16 protein-coding genes, 1 tRNA gene and 2 pseudogenes are annotated in these 17,788 nt (G+C 57.6%); 6 read left to right on the plus strand and 13 right to left on the minus strand.

Annotated features, from left to right (window positions below; all coding sequences use genetic code 11):
* Window positions 1-46: 46 nt before the first annotated feature.
* Together AC07N4_RS13680 and AC07N4_RS13685 are read right to left on the minus strand one after the other, a co-directional pair.
* The gene (locus AC07N4_RS13680; protein WP_085712021.1) at window positions 47-1,006 is read right to left on the minus strand and encodes a sugar ABC transporter substrate-binding protein; all 960 of its coding nucleotides are present in this window, start codon (window positions 1,004-1,006) and stop codon (window positions 47-49) included.
* Between the two features lie 202 nt (window positions 1,007-1,208).
* Window positions 1,209-1,658 carry a hypothetical protein gene (locus AC07N4_RS13685; RefSeq protein ID WP_102621546.1) on the minus strand — a complete coding sequence of 150 codons (450 nt, stop codon included), beginning with the start codon at window positions 1,656-1,658 and terminating at the stop codon, window positions 1,209-1,211.
* Between the two features lie 348 nt (window positions 1,659-2,006).
* Between AC07N4_RS13685 and AC07N4_RS13690 the strand changes: the two genes are divergently transcribed.
* From AC07N4_RS13690 to AC07N4_RS13700, 3 genes are all read left to right on the plus strand, one after another.
* On the plus strand, window positions 2,007-3,095 hold the full coding sequence (locus tag AC07N4_RS13690) for an asparaginase (protein ID WP_085712019.1): 1,089 nt from the start codon (window positions 2,007-2,009) through the stop codon (window positions 3,093-3,095).
* Between the two features lie 179 nt (window positions 3,096-3,274).
* The gene (locus tag AC07N4_RS13695) at window positions 3,275-3,565 is read left to right on the plus strand and encodes a DUF1654 domain-containing protein (RefSeq protein ID WP_273538191.1); all 291 of its coding nucleotides are present in this window, start codon (window positions 3,275-3,277) and stop codon (window positions 3,563-3,565) included.
* A gap of 4 nt (window positions 3,566-3,569) precedes the next feature.
* Window positions 3,570-4,259 (plus strand): endonuclease, encoded by a 690-nt coding sequence (locus AC07N4_RS13700; protein WP_493066652.1) that lies wholly within the window; start codon window positions 3,570-3,572, stop codon window positions 4,257-4,259.
* A 54-nt stretch (window positions 4,260-4,313) separates the two neighbouring features.
* On the opposite strand, the gene AC07N4_RS13705 is transcribed toward AC07N4_RS13700, so the two are convergent.
* Window positions 4,314-5,225 (minus strand): siderophore-interacting protein, encoded by a 912-nt coding sequence (locus AC07N4_RS13705; RefSeq protein WP_493066651.1) that lies wholly within the window; start codon window positions 5,223-5,225, stop codon window positions 4,314-4,316.
* Window positions 5,226-5,312: 87 nt separating this feature from the next.
* Window positions 5,313-5,681 (minus strand): penicillin-binding protein activator LpoB, encoded by a 369-nt coding sequence (locus AC07N4_RS13710; RefSeq protein WP_102621544.1) that lies wholly within the window; start codon window positions 5,679-5,681, stop codon window positions 5,313-5,315.
* A gap of 250 nt (window positions 5,682-5,931) precedes the next feature.
* On the opposite strand from AC07N4_RS13710, the gene csrA reads away from it, so the two are divergent.
* Window positions 5,932-6,126, plus strand: a complete 195-nt coding sequence (csrA, locus tag AC07N4_RS13715; RefSeq protein WP_003179932.1) for a carbon storage regulator CsrA — start codon at window positions 5,932-5,934, stop codon at window positions 6,124-6,126.
* A 218-nt stretch (window positions 6,127-6,344) separates the two neighbouring features.
* On the opposite strand, the gene AC07N4_RS13720 is transcribed toward csrA, so the two are convergent.
* On the minus strand, window positions 6,345-6,800 hold the full coding sequence (locus AC07N4_RS13720) for a DUF2214 family protein (protein WP_102621543.1): 456 nt from the start codon (window positions 6,798-6,800) through the stop codon (window positions 6,345-6,347).
* A gap of 458 nt (window positions 6,801-7,258) precedes the next feature.
* Here AC07N4_RS13720 and AC07N4_RS13725 point away from each other — a divergent pair, with 458 nt between their 5' ends.
* On the plus strand, window positions 7,259-7,516 hold the full coding sequence (locus AC07N4_RS13725) for a hypothetical protein (protein ID WP_493066650.1): 258 nt from the start codon (window positions 7,259-7,261) through the stop codon (window positions 7,514-7,516).
* A gap of 738 nt (window positions 7,517-8,254) precedes the next feature.
* On the opposite strand, the pseudogene AC07N4_RS13730 reads toward AC07N4_RS13725, so the two are convergent.
* The 4 genes and pseudogenes from AC07N4_RS13730 to AC07N4_RS13745 all read right to left on the minus strand — a co-directional run.
* A pseudogene (locus tag AC07N4_RS13730) lies at window positions 8,255-8,399 on the minus strand (integrase core domain-containing protein); the annotation flags it as partial.
* A 204-nt stretch (window positions 8,400-8,603) separates the two neighbouring features.
* Window positions 8,604-9,014, minus strand: a complete 411-nt coding sequence (locus AC07N4_RS13735) for a hypothetical protein (RefSeq protein WP_102621542.1) — start codon at window positions 9,012-9,014, stop codon at window positions 8,604-8,606.
* Window positions 9,001-10,140: pseudogene (locus AC07N4_RS13740) on the minus strand (polymorphic toxin type 44 domain-containing protein). Before AC07N4_RS13740 ends, AC07N4_RS13735 begins: the two are co-directional and overlap by 14 nt.
* 381 nt (window positions 10,141-10,521) lie before the next feature.
* Window positions 10,522-10,598 (minus strand) — tRNA-Val (locus AC07N4_RS13745).
* Window positions 10,599-10,782: 184 nt separating this feature from the next.
* On the opposite strand from AC07N4_RS13745, the gene AC07N4_RS13750 reads away from it, so the two are divergent.
* The gene (locus AC07N4_RS13750) at window positions 10,783-12,066 is read left to right on the plus strand and encodes an NAD(P)/FAD-dependent oxidoreductase (protein WP_273539243.1); all 1,284 of its coding nucleotides are present in this window, start codon (window positions 10,783-10,785) and stop codon (window positions 12,064-12,066) included.
* 52 nt (window positions 12,067-12,118) lie between these two features.
* Here the strand turns inward: AC07N4_RS13750 and AC07N4_RS13755 are convergent, their stop codons facing one another.
* Genes AC07N4_RS13755 through AC07N4_RS13770 form a run of 4 tightly spaced genes read right to left on the minus strand, consistent with a single transcriptional unit; the run spans window position 12,119 to window position 17,694 of the window.
* On the minus strand, window positions 12,119-13,090 hold the full coding sequence (locus tag AC07N4_RS13755; protein ID WP_273539242.1) for an XdhC family protein: 972 nt from the start codon (window positions 13,088-13,090) through the stop codon (window positions 12,119-12,121).
* A 2-nt stretch (window positions 13,091-13,092) separates the two neighbouring features.
* Window positions 13,093-14,328 carry a c-type cytochrome gene (locus tag AC07N4_RS13760; protein WP_493066649.1) on the minus strand — a complete coding sequence of 412 codons (1,236 nt, stop codon included), beginning with the start codon at window positions 14,326-14,328 and terminating at the stop codon, window positions 13,093-13,095.
* Window positions 14,329-14,330: 2 nt separating this feature from the next.
* Window positions 14,331-14,870 (minus strand): (2Fe-2S)-binding protein, encoded by a 540-nt coding sequence (locus AC07N4_RS13765; RefSeq protein WP_096821208.1) that lies wholly within the window; start codon window positions 14,868-14,870, stop codon window positions 14,331-14,333.
* A complete protein-coding gene (locus AC07N4_RS13770; RefSeq protein ID WP_493066648.1) occupies window positions 14,863-17,694 on the minus strand; it encodes a xanthine dehydrogenase family protein molybdopterin-binding subunit in 2,832 nt (943 codons plus the stop codon). The genes AC07N4_RS13765 and AC07N4_RS13770 overlap by 8 nt, the downstream gene beginning before the upstream one ends.
* Window positions 17,695-17,788: the final 94 nt, after the last annotated feature.

The raw sequence follows: 17,788 nt of genomic DNA on the forward strand, positions 1-17,788 counted from the left end.
CCATGCGCTCGCCCGGACGGACGAGCGCCATTGTGTCGCCGAAGGACTACTTCTTGGTGACCAGCTCGACCGGGGTTTCGATGACGCCGTTGGCGCCACTGTCGACTTTCTCGCCCTTGATGATTTTCAACGCGGTCTCGATGCCGAACACGGCCTGTTTGGCGGCGAACTGATCGGCGGTTGCCAGGACACGACCATCCTGCAGCATCGGCTTGATGGCGTTGATGTTGTCGTAACCGACCACTTGTACCTGCCCGGCCTTGCCGGCCGCACGCACAGCGGAAACAGCGCCGACGGCCATGCTGTCGTTACCGGCCAGCAGTGCCTTGACGTCCGGGTACTCGCTGAGAATCGACGCGGCTACTTTGTTGCCCTTGTCGATTTCCCAATCGCCGGACTGCAGGGAAACAACCTTGATCTGCGCGGCTTCCATCGCATCCTTGAAACCAGCGGTACGCTGCTGGGCGTTGGTCGTTGTGGAAACGCCCTCGATGATGCCGACTTCGTCACCGGCCTTCAGTTGCTTGGCCAGGTACTCGCCCACCAGACGTGCACCCTTGCGGTTATCCGGGCCTACGAACGGTACGGAGATATTTTTGCTTTTGATGACAGCCGGATCGAGTTGGTTGTCGATGTTGATCACAGTGATACCGGCATCGACGGCTTTCTTGATCACCGGCACCATGGCCTTGGAGTCAGAAGGCGCGATCACCAGTGCATTGACCTTCGCCAGAATCATCTGCTCGACGATGCGGGTCTGGCCTGCTGTGTCAGTTTCGTCCTTGATACCGTTGGAGATCAGGTCGAAATCGGCGGAGTGTTCTTTCTGGTAAGCCTTGGCGCCGTCTTCCATGGTGAGGAAGAATTCGTTGGCCAGGGACTTCATGACCAGTGCGACTTTTGGTTTTTCCGGGGACTCGGCGAAAGCCGAAGAGACGGGCAGTGCGGCGGATGCGGCAGCCAACATGGCGACAGCGAGAAGACGTCCAGCGAATGGCAGCTTCATGAGTTCACTCCGATCTTATGATTATTGTGAGCAACGCTTGCGCTGGCGTAAGCTTCGCTGCGTTCCACGACGAGTTCAACTCATCGCGAAGGCCGCGCAAACGTTTGCGTAGACCGAACTATGCGAACCCTGCCCCTATTTGTCAACAATCAGAAATCGGTTTTGATTGTAGGGCGAATCTGCATATTCGCCCCTTGAATGCTCAAGCCGTGGTGTTGACCAAGTTGCCGCCAGACGAACCCTTGGACATTTCCTTGACCAGAGCAGCCGAGACTTCCAACAGCGCACCGCTTGTTTGAGCGATCTCCCCCTGAACGGCCATGACCGCCTGCGACTTCGCTTCCGGAGTCGGATAGCTCGCGGCTTGTGCCGCGGCCAGTCGCTGTTGCTGCTCTTGCAATTGCTTCTGTAATTCCTGCATCCGCTTCAGCAACATCTTGACGGTGAGGCTCAGGTTATCGCCTTCCCCTTCAGCCTTGCTGCCTTCTTGTGCGGGACCGCCGGTCTTGACCTGATTGCTCTCTGGTTTTTCTGTGCCCAGCGCCTCGGTTGAAGCATCCGCTTGCGCTTCACTCATCGCATTGATCGTTGCTGCGGTTTTGCCGCCGATGGTGACGGCACCGGGGTTTGAAAAACCGATCGTCAGTGACATGTGAACTCCCTCAATTCCAGATTCCTTTAACACCCATCGGCCTGTGGGAAGCTTTCTTTAGCAGAGAATCCAAATCCGGCAACCTCACTTGCCCTGCAAAAGACGTAGTCCTTTTCGGAGAGCCGAACACGAAAACCTTCCTTGTTCGGAATACCGGATAAACGATTCAGCCAGAAACTCGTCAACTCATAAAATATTGATATAAATCATCAAGTTAAACATTTCTCTAAAGCAAAGTACGGCTGGTACAGATCCTGCTCCCTCCCTGCACCCCTGGCATTCAGATCGGCCCGGGGCGCATCTAGATGAACCTGCACCAGCACCGTCTCACTACTAGAGAGAAAAATAATGAAATCTGCTTTCAACACATTGGTTCCGGGCGCTTTGGCCCTGTTGCTGCTCCTGCCCTCCGCCCTTCAGGCAAAAGAAGTCGAAACCCAGACCAAACTGGCCAACGTGGTGGTCCTTGCCACAGGCGGCACCATTGCCGGTGCTGGCGCCAGTGCGGCCAACAGCGCTACCTATCAGGCCGCCAAGGTTGGTATCGAACAATTGATCGCCGGCATCCCTGAGCTGAGCAAACTGGCGAATGTGCGTGGCGAGCAAGTCATGCAGATCGCGTCGGAAAGCATCACCAATGAAAACCTGCTGCAACTGGGTCGCCGCGTATCCGAACTGGCCGACAGCAAAGACGTCGATGGCATCGTCATCACCCACGGCACCGACACCCTGGAAGAAACCGCCTACTTCCTGAACCTGGTGGAGAAAACCGACAAGCCGATCATCGTTGTCGGATCGATGCGCCCAGGCACCGCCATGTCGGCGGACGGCATGCTCAACCTGTACAACGCAGTCGCCGTCGCCAGCAGCAAAGAAGCCCACGGCAAGGGCGTGCTAGTAACCATGAACGATGAAATCCAGTCCGGCCGCGACGTCAGCAAGATGATCAACATCAAGACCGAAGCGTTCAAGAGCCCATGGGGCCCGCTGGGCATGGTGGTCGAAGGCAAGTCCTACTGGTTCCGCTTGCCAGCCAAGCGCCACACCATGGATTCGGAATTTGATATCAAGAACATCAAGAGCCTTCCTGACGTAGAAATCGCCTATTCCTACGGCAATGTCGGCGACACCGCTTACAAAGCCCTGGCTCAATCCGGCGCCAAAGCCATCATCCACGCTGGTACGGGCAACGGCTCGGTGTCTTCTCGCGTCGTCCCGGCCCTGCAGGCTCTGCGCAAGGATGGCGTTCAGATCATTCGCTCTTCCCACGTCAATGCCGGCGGCTTCGTTCTGCGTAACGCCGAACAGCCGGACGACAAGTACGACTGGGTCGTGGCTCATGACCTGAACCCACAGAAGGCCCGCATCCTGGCGATGGTCGCCCTGACCAAAACCAACGACAGCAAAGAGCTGCAACGGATGTTCTGGGAGTACTGATTCGCCCTCGCCCGGTCGCATCTCGATCGGGCACCTGCCTCACCACTCGCCGTCCTGGCGAGTGGTGCAATTACCTACACCGCCCTCGCACCTTTCCTGCACAAATATTTCGGATGAGCCACATCAAAACCGGAAAACCGCTGTCAGAGGATTTTCTTGATTTTTAAGCAGTTGCGAAAATGCCTACAGTTAAATACTGTATGCACGTACAGCTTAATAAGGATAACCTCGTGGCCACTTCCTCTGATGCTCCCGATGCTTACGAACGCATGGGCATGCGTGTTCAAAAGATCATCAATTCCCCCACCGCACAAAAAGCCAAAGCCGCTCTGATCTTCCGTCTCCCGGATGAACCGATGGATGAGTGGGAGCGCCTGCTGGAAGAGATCGACGAGAACGACAACGTCACCCTCGCCTATCGAGACGATGGTGGCGTGCAGATTTTCTGGGTTGTACCGAAGGAAGATTGACTCAATGATTGTCCGTTTTTTTGCTTTGCTTTTACTGTTCATTTCCCTGGGCGCCCAGGCCGGCGCGCCCCGCACATTCAACGAGGCCAAGAAGGTCGCCTGGAAGCTGTACGCCCCACAATCCACCGAGTTTTATTGCGGGTGCAAATACACAGGCAACAAGGTCGACCTGGCCGCTTGCGGTTATGTACCGCGTAAAAATGCCAAGCGCGCCTCCCGCATTGAGTGGGAACACATTGTCCCGGCCTGGGAGTTCGGCCATCAGCGCCAGTGCTGGCAGGAAGGTGGACGCAAGAATTGCACACGCTATGACCCGAGCTACCAGAAAGTCGAAGCCGACCTGCACAACCTGGTACCCAGCATCGGCGAGGTCAATGGTGATCGCAGCAACTTCAGTTACGGCTGGCTACCCGTTGAAAAGGGTCAATATGGCTCCTGCCTGACCCAGGTCGACTTCAAGGCGAAGAAGGTCATGCCCCGCCCTTCGATTCGCGGCATGATCGCCCGCACCTATTTCTACATGAGCAAGCAATACGGCTTGCGCCTGTCGAAGCAGGATCGCCAATTGTATGAAGCGTGGGACAAGACGTACCCGGTGCAAGACTGGGAGCGCCAGCGCAATCAGAGCGTGGCGTGTGTGATGGGTCGCGGCAACGAGTTTGTCGGGCCGGTGAACATGAAAGCCTGCGGCTGATCGTTCGCGCAAAAGAAAAGGCCTCGCGCTGCAAGCTCGAGGCCTTTTTTGTGGTTAGCTGCCGGGCTTGTTGTAACGCCAGTAGCCCATCAGATTGAGTGATTCGCGAGGAATACCGCGCTCCTTGATCAGGTATCTGCGCAAATTCATGACCGCAGCGGACTCACCGGCGACCCAGCCATAGAAACCGTCAGTGGCGGTTTCAGCGATTTCCCAGAGAATCTCCTGATCGATATCGACGTCGGCCAGCTCTACAGCCTGATTGACCATCGATGCGTCGACAGGTAGCGCCGCCTTTCGCACCGCCTCCACCATCAGCGTCCCGGCAACCGTCGCTCCCGCCTGCTCTCGGATCAACCACTGCACCGAAAGGCCAGGCCAGTCCGGGACTGCAAGCATATCCTGGGCACTGTCGACCTCGAAGAACACTTGAGTCTGGGGTGGTTGTGCAAGCGCTGCCAGCTCCTCGAGAATCCCCATCGCGGCGGGCAATGCCGTTGAGTCGGCGACCAGCAAAAGCTGCTGGAGGGTTTGCGGAGGCTTCCATTCAAAGCCACCCGCCTCTTCGGCCGAGAACCGGCTATCGGGCGCCAGAATCTGCATCGACTCGCCCAGCTGCGCCCGAAGAGCCCAACGCGAAGCCGGCCCGGTTTCGCCATGCAGTACAAAGTCGATGTCGACTTCGCCCTGATCGGCACGCAAATGACGAATGGTATAGGTGCGCATCGCCGGGCGCCGATCCGCCAGCATTGAGCGGAAACGAGCGTACCAACCCTCACCCTGAGAGAGCCGGGCTGGCGAACCGTCCGAAGCCGGGAAAAACAGTTTGACGCGCTGATCAGGCGCCCAGGTTGCCATCTCGGCAACAGCCGGGCTGGCGAGCGTAATCCGCATGAGATGCGGGCTCAGCTGACGCTTGTGACGTAAAACGACGTCGAACAACTTGTAGGGGTTGGCGGAGGCCATGCGGAGCTCCTTCTGAGAATCTTCGGTGACTCCTGTAAAAACGAATCACACCGGACTCCCTTTAGTCAGCTCCGCTGAAAGGAATGCTTATTGCGCTGCGGTACGTTCGATCACCAGCGTCTCGATGTTCTGCTTTTTCGCCTTGATCAGCGCCGCATTCACATCAGCCTGTTTCGCATCGGCTTCGGCCTTGGAATTGAATGGCCCCAGCAGGATCCGGGTTTTCCCGCTGGCATCCTTGATGACATTGGCGATAAACGCATGCTCGATCAACCAACCGCTAAGATCACTGACAGCCTGAGGCGTTTCACCGCGCACCTCCAGGTCCCACTGCGGCCCGGACACGGCTGCCGGCGCTGCCACCGCTACCGATTTTGGCTTTTGCGCATCCACGCTCTTGCCTTCACCACATCCCGCCAATGCCAGTGCTGCGACTACCCAGACCAATTTGCGCACAACGCTTCCCTCTGAATTCTCGAAAGGGAGATCTTAACATTCGCGAATACTTTCAGAGCCCCGCAAAATGGGCACAAAACAACGAGATTGATGAATGCAGCACCTGTATAGTTACGCGCTGGGAATTAATGCCGCATCTGCGCGTCAGAAAGAGGCACCCAAACCGTGAGACTTCGCACTAATCTATACGTACCACCGACCTCTGCACTGTCTGAATCAGGTGCCCTACAAAGCAATCAAGGAGAAGACCATGCTGATACTCACCCGCAAAGTCGGTGAAAGCATAAACATTGGTGATGACATTACGATCACCATCCTCGGCGTAAGCGGCCAACAGGTTCGCATCGGCATCAACGCGCCAAAGAACGTTGCCGTACACCGCGAAGAGATCTACCAGCGCATTCAGGCTGGCCTGACCGCACCGGACAAGCCACAAACCCCCTGAGCCCTGCCGCAGTCAGTAGCCAGTCCGTTCACCTTCGCGTAATGACTGGCTAAAGATCCGAGCGCCGTATTGCCATCCCCCACCTCATTGGTGACGGCGCAGGCTATTTCCCCTCCTGCTGCAACTCCCTCCCCCTCCTTCTTCGCAACCGATACTAACCATCATTTCAATGGCTGGCTGTCGGACGTTTCCGAATAAAAGCAGGGAATCGCGCCCGCCTAGCCGAACGTCACCCCACGCGCCATCCCGGTGGCTGCTATCACCATCAGAACCAGCAACAGCGCTTCGGCATGACTGATTCGTGCAAACACCTTGGCCCGCCCAGTGTCGAGGGGCGTTCCGCGCGCCTGACCGACGCGCCATTTGATCAACGTAATCATCGGTGCGAGCTCCAGAAGCAGAATCAGCACAAACAGCGTCATCTTCAAATGGAACAGCGGCTGATGCAGGTAGTAATCGGCGCCCTTTTCATAACCGCCAAAAGCTCGCATGCCACCTGTGATCAGCAGCACCAGCGCAGATATCCCCCATAGGTTGTCAGCGAGCAGAACCCGCCGAACCTCACCAGCCCCGGCAGCCAGGCGGCTGAATGCCGTTCCGCGTGTCAGGACGGCCCAGAACCCCAGGGCAAATGCCAGCAGATGAACCGCAGCAAGAAACCAATGAAACAGCATCGATGAACCCCCGTCAGACTGAGATGAAAAATCGGCCAGACAGTAGTAGTCGAAAAAGTGTGGACTTGCCCGATGCCGCGCCAGAAAGGCGCTCGGGTTGAGGGAGTCGGCAGGACGAAAGCCTGGGGAGAGGTAAATCGCAGGCAAAAAAAATCCCAAGCAGCTGATGGAAGCTTGGGATTTAAAAATGCATAAACCGTGGTGGTGAACGCGGGGCGGATATTACTGATATTTTCATTATGTAACAACGTATTTTTGATAACCGGTTGGTTCAATAAAATCGTAAGCCATTCAATATCCACATTATTTTTATGGTCTGCCAGGATCTGGCTCACCGTATGGCTTTGTGGAAAAACCATCGCCAGCAAGCAAACCCTTTTAGCCGCCCGTCACCCAAGCCGCACGCTCATCTCGTCCACCCCTCCAACAAGCAGATACCCTGAACTGAGGATTGGTCGATGAACAGAAAAATCGCAGCACTAGCCTTTGCTGGTCTTTTGTCGGCGAGCCCTATCGTCTCCATTGCCGGATCTGCCGTACCACCTGCCGCCATTCCCGGAGTGAACCAAGGTGGATCAGATTCCAAAGAAGACAGGGCTGACAAAAAAGGTGAAGAAGCATCCGGGTCAAACTCCGGAGCCGAGTCGCATGAAACCGACAAGGATTCAGCCAGCTCAAGCGGCTCGAAAGAAACCACCAAAGAGCCAAAGCAGTGAAGATGGCGCTGCCTGCATGGAAGACGTAGGGTATTGAAGCAATGGGGTTAGCTGGCTTTATACCCCACACTCAGGATTTGACCGCTACTGAAATACTTCGAGTTGTCCATGCAATTGATCCAATCGTCGAAGGTGATCTCGAAACCACGACACACAAGACAGTCGAGCGCAGGGAAGCATTTCCACTTACCCTCGACCAAGCCAGCGGCGTATGCCATATGACGAGGCGTCAACCATCTATAGAAAGTTTTGCGGTGTCACGAAATGAAGCCACATCGTATTTCCTGCATGATCCTTTGCTGCGTAAGCTCATTTGCAAACGCAACGGATGTACCCATCACAAAGGGAATGTCTTTTTTAAGTGCTCGAAAAGAGCTGATCAATCATGGCTGGAAACCATATATCACAAACGAGACAGAGCTAATTGGCACTGAGATCCTGCTCAAAAGAAGAGGCGTGGTAGAGGTAGAGCGATGCACACAAGGGGTGCAGTACTGCGAATTCAATTACAAAAAAAACAATAGGTGCCTGGTCATCTCGACGACCGGCGAAGAAATAAAGGACTTGGTCATAAATGGCTGGGGCTTCACATGCCCAGAAAAATACTAGCCATGCGCTAATCGTCGGCCTCGCCTACCGCGGCCGACAACCAAAATGATGAAAACGAATAAGGCGGTGGAGCACATAAAGATGTGCTCCGAGCTGACGCTCGAGGCGGCGCTTTGCAAATCGCAGTGTCTAGTCCTGAAATAGGTTTACACCTTTTTCACCCCAACGCCCGATGCGTTGCATCGGGCGTTTTGTATTTCAAAGACAGGTGCGGACGCTCGTGGTTGTAGATCGAGACCAACTCTCTCACCATCTTTTTCGCCTGCATCAAGTCCTGTGTTTGGCGGGGGCCAGGAACTGGCTGGAGCGATTACGGCAGACTCACTTCGCTCGCTCACACCTTCAGTTTAACCGCCGAGCAGGATGACAGTCCTTTGGTGTGGGCGGGCCACCAAATGCTTTTTAATTTGGCGCGTAGACCGCTCCCTACCCTGTGCAACATCCCGAAACGGCGGGGGCAGATTCTGAAAATATCAGCTTATGGTTTCGCCGAGCCCGCAACGCACTGCCTCAAGCGATCAGAATCCGTACCACTGCCTTCGCTGTTGTCGATATCGCCGTTACGGTCGATGTGAATTTCCGTCGTCGGCCATTTGGGCGTGATGTTGATACAGTGACTACGGCCATTGTCGCTCCACCAGTCGAGTCTCATAAAAAACTCTTCATTGGGAAAGATGTGTCCAACGTCTCCAGTTGTCTCGCCCGGACGCAAGTCGCCCCGAACAATAGTATGTTGTGTGTTCAGGACGTAGCTCATTTCCTCGGTGCCATCTTTCGAATAGAAGACATAGACCTTCGGCGGTGCGTAGTACCAGACCACAACCGCTGCAACCAGCAATAGGGCACCCCACCGTCCTATGTGTAGCGGTCTTTTCTTACTTGCAGACATGCTTTTGAACCCCTGTAGCCCATTCGGCTATTGGCACCGCCAACACCTTGTCCATGACGATTTGTGCGGTGACACCACCGTTCGGGTACTCCTTGTAGAGGTTCATCCCGATGATAATGGAAACCCTGTCAGGAACATCATCCCATGCCCGCATCCCTTCAACGCCTTCTGTTCTGCGTGGGCCTTTGAATCTCTCAGAGTTTCGCGCCTGCCGATACAGGTCGGAGCCTATTTGCTCAACACCGGCACCATCCAGCAGCACACTATCTGAAAGACCACCGGCTACACCTACATACCCATAATGGATGTTCGACCAAATGTCGTAGAAATAGTCATAGGCTCCCTGCTTGTGCCAAGGATTGGCACCAAAAAGCTTTATTAGTTTCGGTTTGTGATCCCATGGGCGATCCTGCCCGACTCGCTCCGTCCAGATGGCGAATGCCTTGACCTTCTTTCCGAGTGCCATGCTGTCGAACTGCGGGTCTTGGCCTAGACGCAGGTAGAGCGGCAACTCCATAAATTTCTTGCTTTCCGCCTCTGGATCGAAGCTGTTTAGTTCTTTCATTTCCAAGACTGCTGGGTCTTTGATATTGCGGTTCATTTCACCAGCGATGTAATTGGCCAGTTGCTCCATCATGTCCGGGTCGTTGCATGTGGTAGACGCTTCCGGTTGGTCTTTTTCTTCAGGTTTCTCTGCCTTTGCCTGTGGATCAACCAAGGCGTTCGCCGCCAAGGCTTTTTCTTTCAAATTTGGATCAGCGAGTAAGGTCGCCATCTTCTCATCGTCCACTGAGCCATCTGGCCGGAAGGCTCCCAGCGCCATGAAGTTGATGATTGTTGCACCGCCTGCGTCCCCCATTACAAATCCGCCACCGACATCGCCTGATCCGGTGATGATTGTTCCGCCATGGCTTGTGGGACTGCCCTAATGGGCCATAGGCCGCCCGTTCACTTGAATCGAGGGAAACCCGGTAGTGATAACAGCGCCACACCCACAGGTATCGCCAACACGTGCAGAACCCATGAAGTTGATATTCACGTCGCCACTAGCTGAGGCAATCGGGGTGGTGCCATGACCTGGCATTGGGCAGACATGCTTGTCACCCAATCGTGCAGAGGAAATCATTGATCATCCTTGACTCGTTGTGAAAAGTCTCAGCCAGTAGCTTGGCAGCGTCGACGCTAGCGGGAAGCTCGAGCAATGGCTGTAGGACAAATCCCAAAAGCCCTACTGAATGTTCCCGCGTTCCGTGTCATTCACCTAGATGCGGAGGATACCGGCTCAAGCCAGGCATGCTGAGTGGAGGCAATGTGCTTATATCGGATATGACATCGCACATTCAGTTATCAAGTATAACCGCCACAAAATCATCCGCTTTAGGCGTTCACATTGCCCAGTGTGAACGAACCCGATACTTTGTGAACGTTCTGAAGAAACGACAGACAACAAAAAAGGGCCCACCTTTCGGTGAGCCCCTCTAGACCGCCCAGCAGAGCGGATTTTGTTTGGTAGGCGCGATTGGACTCGAACCAACGACCCCCACCATGTCAAGGTGGTGCTCTAACCAACTGAGCTACGTGCCTGCTGTGAGGCGGCATTCTACGGAATTCCGGAGGGGTGTCAACACCTTTTTTTCACCTAACCCTATGAATATGCAAAATATTTAATTTCGCCCCGCCGCAAGAAGATTTCCCGGTGGCTGGCGGAGGTTTTTCAACTCGGGTAGGATCGTCGCACTCGTAAAATATATTAAACAGAGGCTGCAGGATGGCGAACACCCCTTACCCAGAGTCTTATTACGCGGCGTCGGCCAACGCCGTACCACCACGCCCTGCCCTGCAAGATGATGTGGAGACGGATGTCTGCGTGATTGGCGCTGGTTATACGGGACTTTCCTCGGCCCTGTTCCTGCTGGAGAACGGTTTTCGCGTGACCGTGCTGGAAGCCGCCAAAGTCGGTTTCGGCGCGTCGGGGCGCAATGGCGGGCAAATCGTCAACAGCTACAGTCGTGACATTGACGTGATCGAGCGCAGCGTTGGCCCAAAGCAGGCTCAATTGCTCGGGCAAATGGCATTCGAGGGCGGCCGGATCATTCGTGATCGCGTCAGCAAGTACAACATCCAGTGCGACCTGAAGGACGGCGGTGTATTCGCGGCAATCACAGCCAAGCAGATGGGCCACCTGGAAGCGCAGAAACGCTTGTGGGAACGCTTCGGGCACACCCAGCTTGAACTGCTCGATCAGCGCCGCATCCGCGAAGTGGTGGCCTGCGATCAATACGTCGGCGGCATGCTCGACATGAGCGGCGGCCACATCCACCCGCTCAACTTGGCGCTGGGCGAAGCCGCCGCCGTGGAGTCCCTCGGCGGCACCATTTATGAGCAGTCGCCTGCGGTGCGTATCGAACGAGGCGCCAACCCGGTCGTGCATACGCCACAGGGCAAGGTCAGGGCCAAATTCATCATCGTGGCCGGCAACGCCTATCTCGGCAATCTGGTGCCGGAACTGGCAGCCAAATCGATGCCGTGCGGCACTCAAGTCATCACCACCGAACCGCTCGGTGATGAACTGGCCAAAACCCTGTTACCGCAGGATTACTGCGTCGAAGACTGCAACTACTTGCTCGATTACTACCGCCTTACTGGCGACAAGCGCCTGATCTTCGGCGGCGGCGTGGTTTACGGCGCCCGGGATCCGGCGAACATCGAAGCGATCATCCGCCCGAAAATGCTCAAGGCCTTCCCGCAACTCAAGGACGTGAAAATCGACTACGCCTGGACCGGCAATTTTCTGCTGACCCTGTCGCGCCTACCCCAGGTCGGACGCCTGGGCGACAACATCTATTACTCCCAAGGCTGCAGCGGCCATGGCGTGACCTACACGCACCTGGCCGGCAAGGTACTGGCCGAGGCGCTGCGAGGACAGGCCGAACGCTTCGATGCGTTTGCCGACCTGCCGCACTACCCGTTCCCCGGCGGGCAATTGCTGCGCACACCGTTTGCCGCACTGGGCGCCTGGTATTACGGACTGCGCGACAAGCTCGGTTTCTAATGCGCAAAAAAAGGGCCGCTGAAAAGCGGCCCTTTTTACATCCAACAACGGATTACAGCTGGTCTCGCGCAATCCCGCTACGAATCCGCAGGATATCCGCCAGTACCGCCAAGGCAATTTCCGAGGGGGTTTTGCTGCCGAGGTTAAGGCCGATCGGCGCATGAATCCGCGCCAGCTCGCCCTCCCCCAACCCGCCAATCCGGCGCAATCGCTCGAAGCGCTTCTGCGACGTCTGCTGCGAGCCCATTACACCAATATAGAAAGCCTCGGTGCGCACGGCCTCCATCATCGCCAGATCGTCGATACGCGGATCATGGGTCAACGCCACCACCGCCGTATCACGGTGGCAACCACCATCGGCGATGAACACCGACGGCAATTGCCGGCGAATCTCCACGCCATTGAGCACCACACCTTCCAGCACCTCCTCACGCGGGTCGCAGAGAATCACCTCGAAACCGAGACCCACCGCGAACTCCGCACACGCCTGCGCCACGCTGGAATAGCCGGCCAGCAACAAACGCTGAGCAGCACCGATACGGATCCGTACCCGGTCGATTTCACGCTCGATCCGCGCACCTTGCTCGCGATCTGCAAACACGCTGCGCGCGCCAGTGGCCAGGTCGACCTCTCGAATCAACCGGCGCTGACCCAGCAACGCCGATTCAAGCTCACGCAGATGCGCCTGCACATCGCAGTCGGCGTCAAATTTCTCTACCAGTACATCGAGAATGCCGCCACACGGCAGGCTGACCCGCGAGCGCGGATCGTCACCTTCGCCATAGCGCACCACGTTGATCGCATCGAGAAATGCACCTTCGGCGACACGCTCGAGAAAATCTTCCTCGACGCAGCCACCGGACAGCGACCCGATCCACTGTCCGTCGTCGTTCACCGCCAGCAGCGAACCCGGCGCGCGAGGCGCCGAGCCGTAGGTGGTCAGCACGGTGCAGAGCCAGATGCGCTGCCCCGCTATCGACCACTCCAGCGCCCGCCGCACAACCTGCAGATCGAGATGCTGCATGATCAGTGCGCCTTGTGCTCGATGGACGGTGCGTCAGCCTTGAGCTTCTGCACATCGCCCACCGCCAATTCAGCAGACTGACCACCCCAACCCTGACGCAGGTAGTTCAGCAGATCGGTCAGTTGTTCGGCACTGAGCTTGTCGGCAAAACCGGGCATCGGCTGCATGTGTTCGAACCCGGCGAATTTCTGTTCGCCGATGCCATCCTCGATCACTCGCAACAGGTTGCGCGGGTCTTCCAGACGCAGCGTGGTGTTGCCGCGCATGGCCACCGCGATGTGCGGTTTGCCTTCGCCACCAGCCGCGTGACAGCCGGCGCAGACGTTCAAGTATTCCTGACGACCGCGTTGAGCGCTGGCACTGAGTTTTTCCACCGGCACTTCGGCCAGCTCTTTCGCTGCTGGCGGCTTGTCGCCGAGCAGGAATGTTGCCATCGCCGCCAGATCCGGATCATTCAGGCCTTGGGTGCTGTTGTGGAACACCGGGAACATTTCGTTGAACATCGTGCCCTGAGCGCTCATGCCGTGCTTGAGGAACGTGCTCAGGTCCTGATGGTTCCAGCCGCGCGCCGCCAGATCCGTTGCCAGCAGGCTCGGCGCCAGGTAGCCGTTGAGGATGCCGCCGGTCAGGCGCTTGTCCAGCTTCATCGCGCCCGGCAGGCCGCGCGGCGTATGGCATTCGCCGCAATGGCCGAGCACTTCGACCATGTACTGACCGCGTTTCCAGGCGTCGCTTTTGCCTTCGGCCGGCTCCAGCTTCAAGGTTTTGCCGTACATCATGTTCCAACCGATCAAGCCCGGACGCACGTTGAACGGGAAGCTAAGACTGGTCACCGGTGCGGCACGCTCGATCGGCTCGATGGTTTTCAGATACGCGTGAATCGCATCCGAATCCGCACGCGGCATCAAGTGATACGAGGTGTACGGCATCGCCGGGTACAGGTTGGCGCCATCACGACGCTTGCCTTCAGTCAGCGCAGCGAAAAACTCGTCATCGTTGTACAGACCGATGCCGTGCTCTTTGCTCGGCGTGATGTTGGTGCCGTAGATCGTGCCGAACGGCGAGACGATCGGCAGGCCGCCAGCAAACGGCGCGCCGCCGGGCGCCGTGTGGCACGCCATGCAGTCGGCCGCACGGGCGAGGTATTCGCCGCGCTTGACCTGATCATCCGCGTGCACCGCCAACACAGGCACAGCCAGCCCGACCGCCAGGGTCAGGCGGGTCAGTAATTGCTTCATGCTTAACCCTCCTTGACCAGGCCGAGATCGGTCAGCACGTTGCGGGTGGCGTTGTAGTAACGCACGTACCCGGTGCAACGGCAGACGTGATGGCCGAGGCTGTCCTCGATGACTTGTTCCAGTTTGCTTTTGACGATTGGCTGGCGTTGCAGCTTTTCCACCAGCACGGTCGCGGCGTTGACGAAGCCCGGTGCGCAGTAGCTGCACTGGAAGGCGAATTCGTCGACGAAACGCTGCTGGATCGGGTTCAGCTCGGTGACCTGGCCTTGCTCGTCACGCTTGGCGTGGCCTTCGATGGTGCGGACTTTCTTGCCCTCGAAGTAATGCGCGCCGGTGATGCAGGTACGCACTTCTTCGCTGGTGCCGTCCGGGTTGTCGACGATCACCACGCAGGCGTGGCAGATGCCCTGGCCGCAGCCCAGGCGCGAACCGGTGAGGTTTTTGTATTCGTGCAGGTAATCGATCATCGGCAGGTCATCAGGGATGTCCACCGGGCCGACGGTTTGACCGTTGAGGGTCAGTTGAAGCGGACGGTTAGCCATTGAGGGCCTCCTTGATGCGCGCAGCAGTGATTGGCAGATCGCGAACACGTTTACCGATGGCGTGCGCCACGGCGTTACTGATGGCACCGACCACCGGGATCATCACCACTTCGGCGATGCCTTTGGACGGGTCGCTCGGGGACAGCGGCGGCAGGATTTCCGACGTCTGCTTCCACACCGCCACATGGCGCGCCATCGGCAGGCGATAACGGTTGAAGTTCCAGTCACCCTCCCCCGGCCCGCCTTCGTACAGCGGCATCTCTTCCATCAAGGCGTGGCCGATGCCCATGGCGATCCCGCCTTCGAGCTGGCCACGGACCAATTCTTCGACCAGCACCCGACCGCACTCCAGCCACGAGTGATGGTTGAGCACTTCGACTTCTGCCGAACCTTTGTTGACCTTCAACTCGACCAGCGTTGCGACCGGACTGTAGTAAGTCACAGCGGCGTTGTTCAGTTGAACCACCGGATAGGCGATGTTCTGCCGATCCAGCAGATGGAAACCGTCGCTGGTCATCTGCGCTTTCTTGGCTTTCGGGGCGCCATCACCGTACTTCACGGCCAGACCGTCGAGCGGCAGACGCTCGCGCACGCCGTCGATGCTGTATTCGGCCTCAGCCCAACTCCAGCGGTTGAAACCATGAACCGTGGCAGCCGTGACCAGACCGCGCTCGTGAGCGCGTTTGGCCAGTTCCTCGAAGCTGAGCGGCTGCATGCCGTTGGCGGTGAGTTTGCCGTCGACCCAATGCGCATCTTCGCGACGCACCACATAGGGGTTGGCCTGGCCGCCGTACGGGCCCTGACGCCAGATCTCCAGCGCCGCCGGCCACAAACCGTGGTTGAACAGCACGCGCGCCGCTTCACGGGTGGCATGGCTGAAGTAATAGGCGGAGTTGGTCGCGGACGAGGCCGACGCCAGTTTGCCGACCCAACGGGGGTTGCGCAGGAAGTTGTCCTGCTCGGCCTGACTCATAATGTAAGGGTTGCCGGCGGTGACCAGCTGCATTTCCTTCCATTCGGTCTCGCCGGTCTTCACGTCGTGCGCCGGGCTGCCGAGGAAATCAGCGACCACCAGGGCTTGCGAAGTGGACATGCCGGTACCAATCTCGATGCCGATATGGCGCAGGGAAATGCGCCCTTCAGCGGTGAATTCGATACTGGCCATCGGCGCTTCGGAACCGGTGCCGAAGTCTTTCTGGCAAATGGCGAAACCCACGCCATACCAGTTGTCCGGATCCGCCGCTTCACGCTGTTTCTTGATCGCGTCGCGGTTCTTCCAGACTTCGTGCAGCGAAGCCTTGTCGAGAATCTCGTGCAGGCGCAACGCACCGGCCGGGATCGCGCCCTGGGTGTTTTTCATCCCGGAACGCAGCGCGTTCTTGCGGCGCAGATCGATGGCGTCGACACCGAGGCGGTCGGCGATTTCGTCGACCATCATTTCGGTGGAAGCCATGCTCTGCAGCGTGCCGTAGCCGCGCATCGAACCCGCTTCAACCCCGCGGGAGTGATAGGCGGTAACTTGCAGATCGTTCTGCGGCATGTAGTAGATCGACTGAGCCGCCGTTGCGCCAACCGCAGCCACCGACGGGCTGTAGTTGATCCGACCGCCACCATCGACGCTCATTTCGGCGCGGAAAATCTTGAAGCTGTGGTCGGTCTTGTCCACCGCCAACTGGTAACGAATGTCGAACGGGTGACGCTTGATGCCGCTCTGGAACTGCTCGTAGCGGTCGTTGGCCAGGCGAATCGGCACACCCGCGCCATACAACGCCGCCAGGGCCGCGTAGTAGACGAAAATGTTGTGGTCCTTGGAGCCGTAACCGACGGTGTAACCCGGGTGCATGTTCAGGTTAGCCAGGCCGAAGCGCGACGGCGAGATCATCTTCGCGGTCTCGGTTGCAGCCTCCAGCGGGCACTGGGTGGCGACAACGAAATGCAAGGTCTTGGTCGCAGGGTCGTACCAGCCGTTGCCGTTGTCCGGCTCCATCGCGGCAGGCTCGATCGACGGGGTCTTGTAACGCTCGTCGAACACCAGCCAGTTGTCCGGTGGGGTGTCGATCTCTTTCTTCATGCGATCGGCGTAGAACAGGCCGCGCTCGGTCAGGTTGCCGTGCAGGTTCGGCTGGGAATTCCACACCGGGCGACGGTTTTTCAGCATCGGAAACAGGATCGAATCCTTGAGGCTGGCGAACTCGTCTTCATCTGCCGAGGTCGGGCCGCCGACGCGCACGTAGCGGAAACTGCCATAGGGATCGCCTTCGTAGAACGGCACTTTCGCACCGTAACGAATCGCTTTGTCATTGAATTTGAGTTTGTTTTTGGCCTGGCGGAAACGCTCGAAATCGTTCCAGATCAGGATCGCGACCGGGTGACCGATGAACATCGGCACCTTGCCCTCAGGCAGCAACGGATCCGGAGCGTGCTCTTCCGGGAATACGATGCCGTCCTTGTCCAGGTCGGCAGCGGTGACGATGCGATCAGGCTGCAAATCGGCGCCGAGCCACGACAGGTCATAGCCATCGTAGATTCGGTCGGCCTTGATGGTTTTCAGCAACATGGCGTGGCCTTGCTGCTGGGGCCAGCCCGGCATGTCCTTGGAGCGGATGTCGCGGGCAAACACCTTGCTGCCGCAGACCTTGGACAAGGCATCGTTACGCTGGCGCGCCTTGCCGTTGTTGCCGAGCCACTGCTCGGACGGCACGGTCACGCTGTTTTCCATCAAGGCAGCCAGCGCCTGACTGCTGAGCGGCGTGAGCGTAACGCTCACACCCGCCACCAGCCCGCCCTGAAGGAACGAGCGCCGGGATATTTCACGGTTGGACATGGATCATCCTCTGGGCGGTTATGGATCCGCCCTTCTGGTTATCTACTGGGAATCTCGAGTCTTGCAGAAGCCCTTTTTGGCTAAACAAAGGACG

The organism is Pseudomonas sp. GW821-FHT09E04 (assembly GCF_059416185.1).